This is a genomic window from Klebsiella sp. CN_Kp104 (genome assembly GCF_040064515.1).
In the GTDB taxonomy this organism is placed as follows: domain Bacteria; phylum Pseudomonadota; class Gammaproteobacteria; order Enterobacterales; family Enterobacteriaceae; genus Klebsiella; species Klebsiella aerogenes.
Genome location: NZ_JBEAII010000004.1, coordinates 125417 through 139113 on the forward strand (window position 1 = coordinate 125417; position 13697 = coordinate 139113).

Genomic DNA, 13697 nt, shown 5'->3' on the forward strand with positions numbered 1-13697 from the left:
TACTCCGTGTTCCCGTTTTCAGTGACGCATCCCCGTCAGGTGACACAAAGCGGGCAGCCGGCGACCAATAGCGGCTACGAGCTGATCGCCTTCGACGCTGAGAAACTCAACGTCTTCGCCGCCGAGGTGCGCTACTGCGAACCTCACTGGCACCCGGCGCCGGAGCTTATCACCGTCCTGCATGGCGGTTTCACGCTGGCCGTCGGCCAGCGGGAGTGGCAATTGCGCGCGGGCGATATGTTGTATATCAACGCGGAGGAAGTGCATTCGCTCAGCGCGGAGATGCCCGGTAGCCAACTGGTCACCGTGCAGTTTTCGCCGGGTCTGTTTGATGAAATGCATCCCTCTCCGCGGCTGGAGTGGTGTACCGCCGGGCGTACTGCGCAGAGCGCGGATTGGCAGGTGCGCCAGCGGTTAACGGCGCTGCTGCAACAGCTTGTCGATAACCGTACGCCATTCCAGCGTATCGCGGCGATATATTTGCTGCTTGATGCATTGGTGACGGCAGGAGAGCCTCAGGAGCGCGAGGAGAGCTCGCTACGCGAAGAGTCGATGATTAAAAAAGGCATTGATTATATTAATCTGCATTACGACCGGCCATTGACCTTGAGCGAAGTGGCCGAGCACAGCGGCATGAGCTATTCGTGGTTTTCCCGGCTGTTTAAGCGGGTGAGTCGTTACAACTTTAAAGAGTATCTGACCCTGGTGCGGCTGAATAAGGCTCGCAATCTACTGCGTGATACGCGTACGCCGATCACCGAAATCAGCCATAGCTGCGGTTTTCAGGAGCACAAATACCTGATCGCCGCCTTTAACAAATACTGCGGACTGACGCCGACCGAGTACCGCAAACGCTTTGTTTCGCGGCAAAACGTTCTCGACCAGCAGCTGGCGCTCGGCGAGGACTGCGTATGCCTGCCATTAAACGGCCAACTGCTGGCGAGGCTGGCGGTTAGTAATCAATCCCCATCTGCGCTTTGACCCCGGCGTCAAAGGCGTGCTTTACCGGGCGTAGTTCGCTGACGGTGTCAGCTATCTCGATAATCTCGCGGTGGCAGCCGCGGCCGGTAATCATCACCGTTTGATGCGCTGGGCGGTTGCGCAGCGCCGTCAGCACCTCTTCCAGCGGCAGATAGTCGTAAGCCACCATGTAGGTCAGTTCATCCAGCAGTACCAGATCCAGGCTATCGTCGGCGAGCATTCGGCGCCCGTGCTGCCAGACATCGAGACAGGCGGCGGTATCGCTGTCGCGATTTTGCGTATCCCAGGTAAAGCCGGTGGCCATCACCTGGAACTCGACGCCGTGCGGCTCCAGCAAATTACGCTCACCGTTAGGCCAGATACCTTTGATGAATTGCACCACGCCGGCTTTTTTACCGTGTCCAACCGCGCGGGTGACGGTACCGAAGGCGGCGGTGGTTTTGCCTTTGCCGTTACCGGTAAATACCATGATCAACCCGCGTTCTTGCTGGGCGGCGGCGACCCGCGCATCGACTTTGTCTTTTACCCGCTGCTGGCGCTCGCGGTAGCGTTGATCGCTCATTGGGAGATCCCTGGTTTACGCCCCGGCTGGGCATCGAAGGTCATACCGGTTTTGCGCCGGCTATCGTCGCCCATCAGCCATAAATAGACCGGCATGATATCGGCGGGGGTTTTCAGCTTTTGCGGATCTTCTGTCGGGAAGGCGCTGGCGCGCATTTTGGTACGCGTCCCGCCGGGATTAATACAATTTACCCGCAGATGACGGCTTTGGTACTCTTCGGCCAGGACCTGCATCATCCCTTCGGTAGCGAATTTAGAGGCCGCGTAGGCGCCCCAGTTGGCGCGGCCCTGGCGGCCAACGCTGGAAGAGGTAAACACCAGCGAGCCGGAATCGGACTTGAGTAATAAAGGAAGAAGCGCCTGGGTGAGCATAAACGTGCCGTTAACGTTTACCTGCATCACCTGCTGCCATACCTCAGGATCCTGCTGGTCCATCGGGCAGACGTCGCCAAGCAGGCCGGCATTGTGCAGCACACCGTCAAGGCGCGGGTAGTGAATCGCGATTTTCTGCGCCAGCTGCTGGCACTCCTGCGGCGTGCAGGTCAACAGGTCGAGGGTGAACCAGCGTGCCGCAATACCGCCAGCCTGTTCAATTTCTTGCGCGACCCCGCGCAGTTTTTCTTCATTGCGACCAACCAGGACCACGCTTGCGCTGTAGCGCGCATAGGTGAGGGCGGCTTCACGGCCAATGCCGTCGCTGGCGCCGGTGACCAGAATGATACGGTCTTTAAGTAGGTGATATTGCGGTTGATAGTGCACGGCGACTCCTCTGCTGGCCTGCGTACGGCCATGTCTTATTCGGTATCTTACTTTTGCGCTTTATGCCTCAAACGATTGATGATTGCAATCAGTCAAAGGGAAACTCTTCGCAGAATTAATATCTTGCAACGATTTCATTGCGGCAAAAAAAAACGGGAATGCGCCTCGCAGCGCACGGAAAGCGCAGAGACTTGATGATAAAGGCTGATGTACACTGTGCGTCAACGTCAGTGCTTTACACAAGGTGAAAACGTGGAATTACTTGCTCAGTACGGCTTATTTTTAGCCAAGGCTGCGACTATCGTCGTCGCCATTGCGGTTATCGCCGCCATAATCGTTAATCTGACTCAGCGTAAGAAGCAGCGCGGCGAGCTGCGGGTAACGAATCTTAGCGAGCAATATAAGGAGATGAAAGAAGAGCTGGCGGTGGCGCTACTGGATGGCCCGCAGCAAAAACTCTGGCATAAAGCGCAGAAGAAAAAACATAAGCAGGAAGCCAAAGAGGCCAAAGCGCGGGCAAAATTGGGTACCGCGGAACCCAGCGGCAAGGCGCGCGTCTGGGTGCTGGATTTCAAAGGCAGTATGGATGCTCACGAGGTAAGCGGCCTGCGCGAAGAAATTACGGCGGTGCTGGCTTCGGCGAAGGCGCGCGACCAGGTGGTGGTGCGTCTGGAAAGCCCTGGCGGAGTGGTTCACGGCTATGGCCTGGCGGCTTCGCAGCTGCAGCGCTTACGTGATAAACAAATCCCGCTAACGGTCGCGGTCGATAAGGTCGCTGCCAGCGGCGGCTATATGATGGCCTGCGTGGCGAACAAAATCGTCTGCGCGCCGTTTGCTATCCTTGGCTCGATTGGCGTAGTGGCGCAGATCCCCAACATCAATCGCTTCCTGAAAAACAAAGACATCGATATTGAACTCCATACCGCCGGGCAATATAAACGCACGTTAACCATGTTGGGCGAGAACACTGAGGAAGGTCGACAGAAGTTCCGCGACGATCTCAATGAAACCCATCAGCTTTTTAAAGATTTCGTCCATCAGATGCGCCCGTCGCTGGATATCGAAAAGGTGGCGACCGGCGAGCACTGGTACGGCGTGCAGGCGCTGGAAAAAGGGCTGGCGGATGCGGTACAAACCAGCGATGAACTCCTGTTGAGCATGATGGATAATCACGATGTGATTAGCGTGCGTTATCAGCAGCGTAAGAAATTGCTCGATCGCGTTACCGGGAGCGCGGCGGAAAGCGCTGACCGTCTATTGTTGCGCTGGTGGCAGCGTGGACAAAAACCGTTAATGTAATAAAAACAACGCGAGGCTGATACCTCGCGTTGTTGTTTCTGGCTGGCTTAAGCCGAGAGCCGGCCCATCAATGACTGGCGGTTAATCAACCAGGTGATACTTATCTGACAACTCATGAGCGAGATACTTGAACATGTTAAATACGGCAGTGCTCTTCGCTGTCGGCAAACCTTGTTCATCAAGATAAAACTCGCCGCTGAACACCAAAACCCCGTTACGCTGAACGACGTTGGTGGCTTCAATTCCGGCTAACGTATCTTCATGATCGCGAATGAGTTGGTTGGCAATTTCAAGTAACGCCTGGCGTTCGATGGGTTGGGTTGTACCTTGCATAACGGACTCCTGTAGTTCTTCGCCGGTAGTCTACGCCGCGAGAGGGCAACGGGCAAATTTTCCATTGATTGTGCAGGGGTAATTGCAACTGGCTAAGAAACATCACTTTACTGGCGGAGTTAGCTTTTGCATGCTAATAAAGTTGCGTAACGAATTTTATCAGGTACAGTGTGACGCTTTCAGCGATCTGGCAACAGATTTGCTTGACATTCGGCCAAAAATTCTTCGTGCTATGCAACCTGGCTCGCAAAAGCCAGCAAACTCAGCTATCTGGTTTTATGGATGTGAAACTGGGCGTGCAGAGGGTTGATATCCATCGACGTGGCCGCAACATATCAGGCACGTCGCTAGTGGATGGTGAATCAATGTGCGATGTATTCCTGGATGAATTAAATTAGGTAAAGGTGAATATGGGTAAAGCTCTCGTTATCGTTGAGTCCCCGGCAAAAGCCAAAACGATCAATAAGTATCTGGGTAATGACTACGTGGTGAAATCCAGCGTCGGTCATATCCGCGATTTGCCGACCAGTGGCTCAGCTTCCAAAAAGAGCGCCGACTCTACCTCCACCAAAGGGGCTAAAAAGCCTAAAAAGGATGAACGTGGCGCTCTGGTCAACCGCATGGGCGTGGACCCATGGCACGACTGGAATGCGCATTATGAAGTACTTCCGGGTAAAGAAAAGGTAGTTTCAGAACTCAAACAGTTGGCGGAAAAAGCCGACCACATCTATCTCGCAACCGACCTTGACCGCGAAGGGGAAGCCATTGCCTGGCACCTGCGGGAAGTTATCGGTGGTGATGAGCAACGGTACAGCCGCGTGGTGTTTAACGAAATCACCAAAAACGCGATTCGTCAGGCCTTTGAGAAGCCGGGCGAGCTGAATATCGATCGTGTTAATGCCCAGCAGGCGCGTCGCTTTATGGACCGCGTGGTGGGGTATATGGTTTCTCCACTGCTGTGGAAAAAAATTGCCCGCGGTCTGTCCGCAGGACGCGTGCAGTCTGTCGCAGTCCGCCTGGTCGTTGAACGCGAGCGCGAAATTAAAGCCTTCGTTCCGGAAGAGTTCTGGGAGATCGACGCCAGTACTACCACGCCGGGCGGCGATGCATTACCGCTGCAGGTGACTCACAAGAATGACAAGCCGTTCCGTCCGGTTAACCGCGACGAAACCATGGCTGCCGTCGCGCTGCTGGAAAAAGCGCGCTATAGCGTGCTGGAGCGCGAAGATAAGCCGACCAGCAGCAAGCCGGGCGCGCCGTTTATCACCTCCACGCTGCAGCAGGCCGCCAGTACCCGTCTTGGCTTCGGCGTGAAGAAAACCATGATGATGGCCCAGCGTTTGTATGAAGCCGGCCATATTACCTACATGCGTACCGACTCAACCAACCTGAGTCAGGATGCGCTGAACATGGTTCGCGGCTATATCGGCGATAACTTCGGCAAAAAATACCTGCCTGAAAACGCGAATCAGTACGCCAGCAAAGAAAATTCGCAGGAAGCGCACGAAGCGATTCGTCCTTCTGACGTGAACGTGATGGCGGAATCGCTGAAAGACATGGAAGCCGATGCGCAGAAATTATATCAACTGATTTGGCGTCAGTTCGTTGCCTGTCAGATGACGCCGGCAAAATACGACTCAACCACCCTGACGGTACAGGCTGGCGAGTTCAAACTGAAAGCCCGCGGACGTACGCTGCGCTTTGACGGCTGGACGAAAGTAATGCCCGCGCTGCGTAAAGGCGATGAAGACCGTACGTTACCGGTGGTCAATCAGGGCGACAGCCTGAGCCTGGTGGAACTGACCCCAGCGCAGCACTTCACCAAACCGCCTGCGCGTTTCAGCGAAGCCTCGCTGGTGAAAGAGCTGGAAAAACGCGGCATTGGTCGTCCGTCCACTTATGCGTCGATCATTTCGACCATCCAGGACCGCGGCTATGTACGCGCCGAGAACCGTCGTTTTTACGCTGAAAAGATGGGTGAAATCGTCACCGACCGTCTGGAAGAGAACTTCCGCGATCTGATGAACTACGATTTTACCGCCCAGATGGAAGACCGCCTCGATCAGGTGGCTAATCATCAGGCCGAGTGGAAACAGGTACTGGATAACTTCTTTGGCGATTTCACTTCTCAGCTACAGACTGCTGAGAAGGATCCTGAAGAAGGCGGCATGCAGCCGAACCCAATGGTGCTGACCAGCATCGACTGCCCGACCTGCGGGCGTAAAATGGGCATTCGTACCGCCAGTACCGGGGTATTCCTCGGCTGCTCTGGCTACGCGCTGTCGCCGAAAGAGCGTTGCAAAACCACTATTAACCTGGTACCGGAAAACGAAGTCCTCAACGTGCTGGAAGGCGATGATGCCGAAACCAACGCGCTGCGCGCTAAACGTCGCTGTCAGAAATGCGGCACCGCGATGGACAGTTACCTTATCGATCCGAAGCGCAAACTGCATGTCTGCGGCAACAACCCGACCTGCGATGGCTATGAGATTGAAGAGGGCGAGTTCCGTATCAAAGGCTATGACGGCCCTATCGTGGAGTGTGAGAAATGCGGCTCCGAAATGCACCTGAAAATGGGGCGTTTTGGTAAGTACATGGCTTGTACCAACGACGAGTGTAAAAATACGCGTAAGATCCTGCGTAATGGCGAAGTGGCTCCGCCGAAGGAAGATCCGGTGCCTTTACCGGAACTGCCATGCGAGAAGTCCGACGCTTACTTCGTCCTGCGCGATGGCGCGGCGGGCGTTTTCCTGGCGGCAAACACCTTCCCGAAATCACGTGAAACGCGTGCGCCATTAGTGGAAGAGTTGTACCGCTTCCGCGATCGCCTGCCTGAAAAGCTGCGTTATCTGGCCGATGCGCCGCAGCAGGATCCGGAAGGCAATAAAACGCTGGTACGCTTTAGTCGTAAGACCAAGCAACAGTACGTCTCCTCCGAGAAAGAGGGCAAAGCGACCGGCTGGTCCGCTTTCTTTATCGACGGCAAATGGACTGAAGCGAAAAAGTAACCTTCTGAATGGGCCGCAATGCGGCCCATTTTCTCACCGATTATCCACGCGCACCGCCTCGTCGCTCCCGCTTTATAACCGACTTATTATTTTTTGTTACCATCTATACACTGTAGATATAAATGATATAGTGGTTATAGCGAATCACTTTTTTATTATCAAATCGTCTTATACATCATCGGTTTCAGGACGCGTTGTGGCGCTGGTTCGGCGCGCCGCAGGGAATGTCTGGCATTTTGCCGCCAGCAGGCAGCAGTCTGAACATAATGTGTATTAAGCGGATTCATTTTACGCGTTTACGGATATCAGCCATGAAACTACAGCAACTCCGCTACATCGTTGAGGTTGTTAACCATAACCTGAATGTCTCCTCTACCGCCGAAGGCTTGTATACTTCGCAGCCAGGCATCAGCAAGCAGGTGCGGATGCTGGAAGATGAGTTAGGGATTCAGATATTTGCCCGCAGCGGCAAGCATTTAACTCAGGTCACTCCAGCCGGGCAGGAAATTATCCGCATCGCGCGCGAAGTGCTGTCCAAAGTTGAGGCCATTAAATCCGTGGCAGGGGAGCACACCTGGCCGGATAAAGGCTCATTGTACGTCGCCACCACCCATACTCAGGCGCGTTACGCGCTGCCTGGGGTGATTAAGGGCTTTATTGAGCGTTATCCGCGGGTCTCTTTGCATATGCATCAGGGGTCGCCGACGCAGATTGCAGAAGCGGTTTCGAAGGGCAATGCCGACTTTGCCATTGCTACCGAAGCGCTGCATCTGTACGACGATTTGGTGATGCTGCCGTGTTACCACTGGAACCGCTCAATTGTGGTGACCCCGGATCACCCGCTCGCTTCTAAAGGCTCGGTGACCATTGAAGAGCTGGCGCAGTACCCGCTGGTGACTTATACCTTCGGCTTCACCGGACGTTCCGAACTGGATACCGCATTTAATCGCGCCGGGCTCACTCCGCGTATCGTCTTCACCGCGACTGATGCCGATGTTATCAAAACCTATGTGCGTTTAGGGCTTGGCGTTGGAGTCATTGCCAGCATGGCGGTCGATCCAGTGTCCGATCCGGACCTGGTAAAACTTGATGCCAATGGTATTTTCAGCCACAGCACCACCAAGATAGGCTTCCGCCGAAGTACCTTCCTCAGAAGTTATATGTATGATTTTATTCAGCGTTTTGCGCCACATTTGACGCGGGATGTGGTAGACACAGCCGTGGCGCTACGTTCGAATGAGGATATAGAGGCGATGTTCAAAGATATTAAACTGCCGGAAAAATAATCGTATTGCTAAATGGCATTTCCTCCGGGGAGTGCCATTTTCTATTATGGACCTTATCAGAACTTATAAACCTCGTTGTAATCACATTTCTGCGTATTTCACTTCATTACTTTTTCATTATACCCGCTGCGATCAAAATAACGGCTAAAAGCCTTTTACCTGTTCCTGAATTAGCTGGATCTATCTTATATATCTTATTAAGATTTATCTGTACCTGATGATTTTAGCAATTGGTGGTGATGAAATGATAAACAATATCGATTATACAAAGCTCGCGATGTCATACCAACGTGACAAAGCGGAAATCGATCCAACGCTGCGCAGTCAGGTCTGGGGCTCACTGCTGGTGGGGCTTAGCGCTTTCTGGTGCATCGTTGCATTATTCATCTGGATTATTAGCTAAAGCAGTTTATCAGAGAAGGTTATATTTCACTTTTGTGACAAAAGGAGGTTGGTAAAATTAGCACCCGGAATTGTGAAACAATGTGGAAGAAATTATTTTCCGACTTATCAGCTTTAAATGTTAATCCATCCTGAGCTAATCACGGCTTGTCGTGATTAGCTCTTTTTCTATTCCCGCTCAGTGAACAGCTTCGGAACTTACTTACTCTCATCAAATATATCCGCGCTGTAATACTATTCTCGTCAAAATTTCTGAATTGTACGGTTTTGTCAATTTTAGCAATTTGAGTTGTTATCAAAGTGTTATGTCAGGTTTGTGTTATCTTTAATAAAGACCCTGAGGAGTTCAGGGCATGCATCCCTGTGATAAAGGAGGAGCTATGTCGTCAACATTACGAGCAGCCAGTAAGGATACGCTACAGGTCAAAGACAAAACCTACCATTACTACAGCCTGGCGCTGGCCGCTAAACAACTGGGCGATCTCACCCGACTGCCCAAATCTCTCAAAGTTCTGCTTGAAAACCTCCTGCGCTGGCAGGACGGCGATTCGGTCACCGAACAGGACATTCAGGCGCTGGCCGGCTGGCTGGCGACAGCGCATGCTGACCGCGAAATCGCTTATCGCCCGGCGCGCGTGCTGATGCAGGATTTCACCGGCGTACCGGCGGTGGTCGATTTAGCTGCCATGCGCGAAGCGGTAAAACGTCTGGGCGGCGATACGGCGAAAGTGAATCCGCTCTCGCCGGTTGACCTGGTGATTGACCACTCGGTGACGGTGGACCGTTTTGGTAATGAAAACGCTTTTGAAGACAACGTGCGTCTTGAAATGGAGCGGAACCACGAGCGTTATGCTTTCCTGCGCTGGGGACAGCAGGCCTTTAGCCGCTTTAGCGTCGTGCCACCGGGAACCGGGATCTGCCACCAGGTGAACCTGGAATATCTCGGCCGTGCCGTCTGGAGCGAACTGCAGAATGGCGAATGGGTGGCGTACCCGGATACGCTGGTGGGTACCGATTCGCACACCACTATGATCAACGGCCTTGGCGTATTAGGGTGGGGCGTCGGTGGGATTGAAGCGGAAGCCGCGATGCTTGGCCAGCCGGTATCCATGCTCATTCCCGATGTCGTTGGTTTCAAGCTGACCGGTAAACTGCGTGAAGGGATCACCGCGACCGACCTGGTGCTGACAGTGACCCAGATGCTGCGCAAACACGGTGTGGTAGGCAAGTTCGTTGAATTCTACGGCGATGGTCTCGACTCGTTACCGCTGGCCGACCGGGCGACCATTGCGAATATGTCGCCGGAATATGGCGCGACCTGCGGATTCTTCCCGATCGATGCAGTGACCCTCAGCTATATGCGCCTGAGCGGGCGCAGCGAAGAGCAGGTGGCGTTGGTTGAAGCTTATGCCAAAGCGCAGGGTATGTGGCGGCAGACGGGCGATGAACCCGTTTTCACCAGTACGCTGGCGCTGGATATGGGCACGGTTGAGGCCAGCCTCGCCGGGCCGAAACGACCGCAGGATCGCGTCGCGTTGGGCGATGTGCCGAAAGCGTTTGCCGCCAGTAACGAATTGGAAGTGAATCAAACGCAAAAATCGCGCCAGCCGGTTGATTATACGCTCAATGGGCAACGCTATTCGCTGCCGGAAGGCGCGGTGGCGATTGCGGCAATCACCTCATGTACCAATACCTCCAACCCGAGCGTGCTGATGGCCGCCGGCCTGCTGGCGAAGAACGCCGTTGAGCGCGGCCTGAAACCGCAGCCGTGGGTGAAAGCCTCGCTGGCGCCGGGTTCGAAAGTGGTTTCCGATTATCTGGCGCATGCCGGGTTGACGCCTTATCTTGATGAGTTGGGCTTTAACCTCGTGGGGTACGGTTGCACAACCTGTATCGGTAACTCCGGGCCGCTGCCGGAACCTATCGAAGAGGCAATCAAAAAAGGTGACCTGACCGTCGGCGCAGTGCTCTCCGGCAACCGTAACTTCGAAGGTCGTATCCATCCGCTGGTGAAAACCAACTGGCTGGCGTCGCCACCGCTGGTCGTGGCCTATGCGCTGGCTGGCAATATGAACATCGATCTGACCCATGAACCGCTCGGCGTCGGTAAAGACGGTAAGCCGGTGTTCTTGAAGGATATCTGGCCGAGCGGCGAGGAGATTGCTCGCGCGGTGCAGCAGGTTTCCACCGACATGTTCCATAAAGAGTATGCCGAAGTCTTCGAAGGTACCGAGGAGTGGAAAGCCATTCAGGTTGAGCGTTCCGACACCTATGGTTGGCAGGATGACTCAACCTATATTCGCCTGTCGCCGTTCTTTGATGAGATGGGCGTTGAGCCGAAACCGGTAGAAGATATTCACGGCGCTCGGATCCTGGCGATGCTAGGCGATTCAGTGACCACCGACCATATCTCTCCGGCAGGAAGTATAAAAGCAGACAGCCCGGCAGGACGTTATTTGCAGGAGCACGGCGTGGCGCGCGGCGATTTCAACTCTTATGGGTCGCGACGCGGTAACCATGAAGTCATGATGCGCGGCACCTTTGCGAATATCCGTATCCGCAATGAAATGGTGCCGGGCGTGGAAGGGGGGATGACGCGTCATTTGCCGGACACGCAGCCTATCGCCATCTACGATGCGGCTATGCTGTACAAAGCTGAAGGTACCCCTCTTGCGGTGATCGCCGGCAAAGAATATGGCTCAGGCTCCAGCCGCGACTGGGCGGCAAAAGGACCGCGTCTGTTGGGCGTGCGGGTGGTCATTGCCGAGTCCTTCGAGCGTATTCACCGCTCCAACCTCATTGGCATGGGGATATTACCGCTGGAGTTCCCGCAGGGCGTGACGCGTAAAACGCTACAGCTGACCGGCGAAGAGCGGATCGATATCAGTAACCTGCAGGCGCTGCATCCTGCGGCAACGGTTCCAGTCACGATTACCCGCGCCGATGGACAGCAGGAGGTCATTCAGTGTCGCTGTCGTATCGATACTGCGACAGAACTGACCTACTACCAGAACGACGGCATTCTGCATTATGTGATTCGTAATATGCTGTAAAAGAAAGGGCCAGCGAATGCTGGCCCTGATTCATTCTGGAGCTGATTTATTTATTCAGCAGATGCCCCATCTTGGCAGCTTTGGTATCGAGATAGTGTTCGTTTTTCGGGTTACGCCCGACGATCAGCGGCACGCGCTCGACGATATTGATCCCCGCTTCAGTCAGAATTTCGACTTTCTTCGGGTTGTTGGTCAACAGGCGAACCTGCTCTACGCCGAGCAGTTTGAACATGTCGGCGCACAGCGTAAAGTCGCGCTCATCGGCGGCAAAGCCGAGCTGGTGGTTGGCTTCGACGGTATCGTAGCCTTGATCCTGTAGCGCGTAGGCGCGAATTTTATTCAGCAAACCGATATTTCGGCCTTCCTGACGGTGATAGAGCAGGATCCCGCGCCCCTCTTCAGCGATGTGCGACAGCGCCGCTTCCAGCTGAAAACCGCAATCACAACGCAGACTAAAAAGGGCATCGCCCGTCAGACATTCTGAGTGTACGCGAGCCAGTACCGGGGCTTGCCCCGAAATATCGCCATACACCAGCGCGACATGATCCTGCCCGGTTGCCAGTTCTTCAAAGCCCACCATCAGGAAATCGCCCCAGGGGGTTGGCAGTTTGGCTTCTGCCACACGTTTAAGCTGCATGTGATTCTCCAGATTCTGACAGCACCTGAATGTGCTTTCTGTTTACTACTATTTTGCCACAACGCCGCGACGTTCTCCTAATTACCGACGACCGCCTGCGCGGAAAGCGCACAAACGATCTACTTTCCGTTATGATATTCAGAAGGAAAGAGAAGGAGATACGATGCTGTTAATTGCCAAAAGGACCGCCATCGGGGCGGCGCTATTGCTTGTTATGCCCGTTATAGTCTGGCTCTCCGGCTGGCAGTGGCAGCCGGGTCAAGCACCGGCCATGTTGAAAATGTGGTACTGGGTGACTGAAACCGTCACCCAGCCGTGGGGAATAATTACTCACGTAGCGCTATTTGGCTGGTTTTTGTGGTGTTTACGATTTCGTCTGCGTGAAGCGCTGGTGCTGTTTCTCATTCTCGGCGCCGCTATCCTGGCAGGACAGGGGCTTAAATCCTGGATCAAAGAACGGGTGCAGGAACCACGGCCGTTTGTGATTTGGTTAGAAAGAACCCAACAGGTTCCGGTGGCGCAATTCTATGAGTTAAAACGTAAAGAACGCGCTAAACTGGTGCATGAGCAATTGGCTGAACAACAGACAATACCGGGGTTCTTGCGTAAACACTGGCAAAAAGAGACCGGCTTTGCCTTTCCGTCCGGCCATACTATGTTTGCCGCCAGTTGGGCGCTGCTGGGGGGCGGGCTGTTGTGGCCGCGCCGGCGCTGGGTAACTATCGGTTTGCTGTTGGGTTGGGCTACTGCGGTCATGGGCAGTCGTCTGGCGTTGGGTATGCACTGGCCGCAGGATCTTATCGTGGCGACCAGCCTTTCATGGCTGCTGGTTACCGCGGCGACCTGGCTCACGCAGCGTTTTTGCGGCCCGTTAACCCCGCCTGTTGAAGAGGCGAGCGATATCAAAAAACGCGCAACCTGACGGCGTTTATGTTGAATTTCGCGGCATCTGGCCGCATATCATGATGGGTGTCATGCTTTTCCATTTCACCACTGCGGTGAAAATGATACTTTATAGGGCTTGAACGCGTTTTACTCGCGCCACCCACAGAACGGGAAGTCATGTGAAATATTTACTTATTTTCTTACTGGTATTAGCTATCTTCGTCATCTCTGTGACGCTGGGCGCGCAAAATGACCAACTGGTCACGTTCAACTATTTGCTTGCCCAGGGTGAGTTCCGTATCTCCACGCTGCTGGCGGTACTGTTTGCTGGCGGATTTGCCATTGGTTGGCTGATCTGTGGTCTGTTCTGGCTGCGGGTACGTGTGTCGTTGGCGCGCGCCGAGCGTAAAATTAAACGCCTGGAGCAGCAGATCGCGCCAGTGGCCGCGGCGCCCGCTGATGCCGGCGTCCCTGCGGTCAAGGAATAACCTTC

12 protein-coding genes are annotated in these 13697 nt (G+C 54.3%); 8 read left to right on the plus strand and 4 right to left on the minus strand.

Features of this window, described 5'->3' with window-relative positions:
* Positions 1-6 precede the first annotated feature (6 nt).
* Positions 7-981: an AraC family transcriptional regulator gene (locus tag ABLU80_RS07615; RefSeq protein WP_020078576.1), complete on the plus strand. Its 975-nt coding sequence runs from the start codon at positions 7-9 to the stop codon at positions 979-981.
* On the opposite strand, the gene cobO is transcribed toward ABLU80_RS07615, so the two are convergent.
* Entirely contained in the window at positions 953-1543 is a 591-nt protein-coding gene (gene cobO / locus ABLU80_RS07620; protein ID WP_348849873.1) for a cob(I)yrinic acid a,c-diamide adenosyltransferase, read from the minus strand. The genes ABLU80_RS07615 and cobO overlap by 29 nt on opposite strands.
* Complete coding sequence (locus ABLU80_RS07625; RefSeq protein ID WP_015366220.1) at positions 1540-2301, minus strand: YciK family oxidoreductase; 762 nt, start codon at positions 2299-2301, stop codon at positions 1540-1542. The genes cobO and ABLU80_RS07625 overlap by 4 nt, the downstream gene beginning before the upstream one ends.
* Before the next feature lie 252 nt (positions 2302-2553).
* On the opposite strand from ABLU80_RS07625, the gene sohB reads away from it, so the two are divergent.
* Positions 2554-3600 (plus strand): protease SohB, encoded by a 1047-nt coding sequence (gene sohB / locus ABLU80_RS07630; protein WP_015366221.1) that lies wholly within the window; start codon positions 2554-2556, stop codon positions 3598-3600.
* Between the two features lie 81 nt (positions 3601-3681).
* Here sohB and ABLU80_RS07635 read toward each other — a convergent pair whose 3' ends face one another.
* Positions 3682-3933: a YciN family protein gene (locus tag ABLU80_RS07635; RefSeq protein ID WP_015366222.1), complete on the minus strand. Its 252-nt coding sequence runs from the start codon at positions 3931-3933 to the stop codon at positions 3682-3684.
* A 410-nt stretch (positions 3934-4343) separates the two neighbouring features.
* Between ABLU80_RS07635 and topA the strand changes: the two genes are divergently transcribed.
* The 4 genes from topA to acnA all read left to right on the plus strand — a co-directional run bounded on the left by topA (position 4344) and on the right by acnA (position 11682).
* Positions 4344-6941 carry a type I DNA topoisomerase gene (topA, locus tag ABLU80_RS07640; RefSeq protein WP_015366223.1) on the plus strand — a complete coding sequence of 866 codons (2598 nt, stop codon included), beginning with the start codon at positions 4344-4346 and terminating at the stop codon, positions 6939-6941.
* Between the two features lie 311 nt (positions 6942-7252).
* Positions 7253-8227, plus strand: a complete 975-nt coding sequence (cysB, locus tag ABLU80_RS07645; RefSeq protein ID WP_015705738.1) for an HTH-type transcriptional regulator CysB — start codon at positions 7253-7255, stop codon at positions 8225-8227.
* A 244-nt stretch (positions 8228-8471) separates the two neighbouring features.
* A complete protein-coding gene (locus ABLU80_RS07650; protein ID WP_072057012.1) occupies positions 8472-8630 on the plus strand; it encodes a YmiA family putative membrane protein in 159 nt (52 codons plus the stop codon).
* A gap of 379 nt (positions 8631-9009) precedes the next feature.
* Complete coding sequence (gene acnA / locus ABLU80_RS07655) at positions 9010-11682, plus strand: aconitate hydratase AcnA (RefSeq protein WP_047079558.1); 2673 nt, start codon at positions 9010-9012, stop codon at positions 11680-11682.
* Positions 11683-11728: 46 nt separating this feature from the next.
* On the opposite strand, the gene ribA is transcribed toward acnA, so the two are convergent.
* Positions 11729-12319 (minus strand): GTP cyclohydrolase II, encoded by a 591-nt coding sequence (gene ribA / locus ABLU80_RS07660; RefSeq protein ID WP_015366227.1) that lies wholly within the window; start codon positions 12317-12319, stop codon positions 11729-11731.
* A gap of 163 nt (positions 12320-12482) precedes the next feature.
* Between ribA and pgpB the strand changes: the two genes are divergently transcribed.
* Together pgpB and ABLU80_RS07670 are read left to right on the plus strand one after the other, a co-directional pair.
* Positions 12483-13241, plus strand: coding sequence for a phosphatidylglycerophosphatase B (gene pgpB / locus ABLU80_RS07665; RefSeq protein ID WP_086557432.1), 759 nt, complete (start codon positions 12483-12485; stop codon positions 13239-13241).
* A 142-nt stretch (positions 13242-13383) separates the two neighbouring features.
* The gene (locus ABLU80_RS07670) at positions 13384-13692 is read left to right on the plus strand and encodes a LapA family protein (protein ID WP_015366229.1); all 309 of its coding nucleotides are present in this window, start codon (positions 13384-13386) and stop codon (positions 13690-13692) included.
* Positions 13693-13697 lie beyond the last annotated feature (5 nt).

Bases quoted from the DNA above. Each gene is read 5' to 3' on its own strand.
- ABLU80_RS07650 (WP_072057012.1), top strand. From the start codon at position 8,472: ATGATAAACAATATCGATTATACAAAGCTCGCGATGTCATACCAACGT.
- ABLU80_RS07635 (WP_015366222.1), bottom strand. From the start codon at position 3,933: ATGCAAGGTACAACCCAACCCATCGAACGCCAGGCGTTACTTGAAATT.
- cobO (WP_348849873.1), bottom strand. From the start codon at position 1,543: ATGAGCGATCAACGCTACCGCGAGCGCCAGCAGCGGGTAAAAGACAAA.
- ribA (WP_015366227.1), bottom strand. From the start codon at position 12,319: ATGCAGCTTAAACGTGTGGCAGAAGCCAAACTGCCAACCCCCTGGGGC.
- cysB (WP_015705738.1), top strand. From the start codon at position 7,253: ATGAAACTACAGCAACTCCGCTACATCGTTGAGGTTGTTAACCATAAC.
- acnA (WP_047079558.1), top strand. From the start codon at position 9,010: ATGTCGTCAACATTACGAGCAGCCAGTAAGGATACGCTACAGGTCAAA.
- pgpB (WP_086557432.1), top strand. From the start codon at position 12,483: ATGCTGTTAATTGCCAAAAGGACCGCCATCGGGGCGGCGCTATTGCTT.
- topA (WP_015366223.1), top strand. From the start codon at position 4,344: ATGGGTAAAGCTCTCGTTATCGTTGAGTCCCCGGCAAAAGCCAAAACG.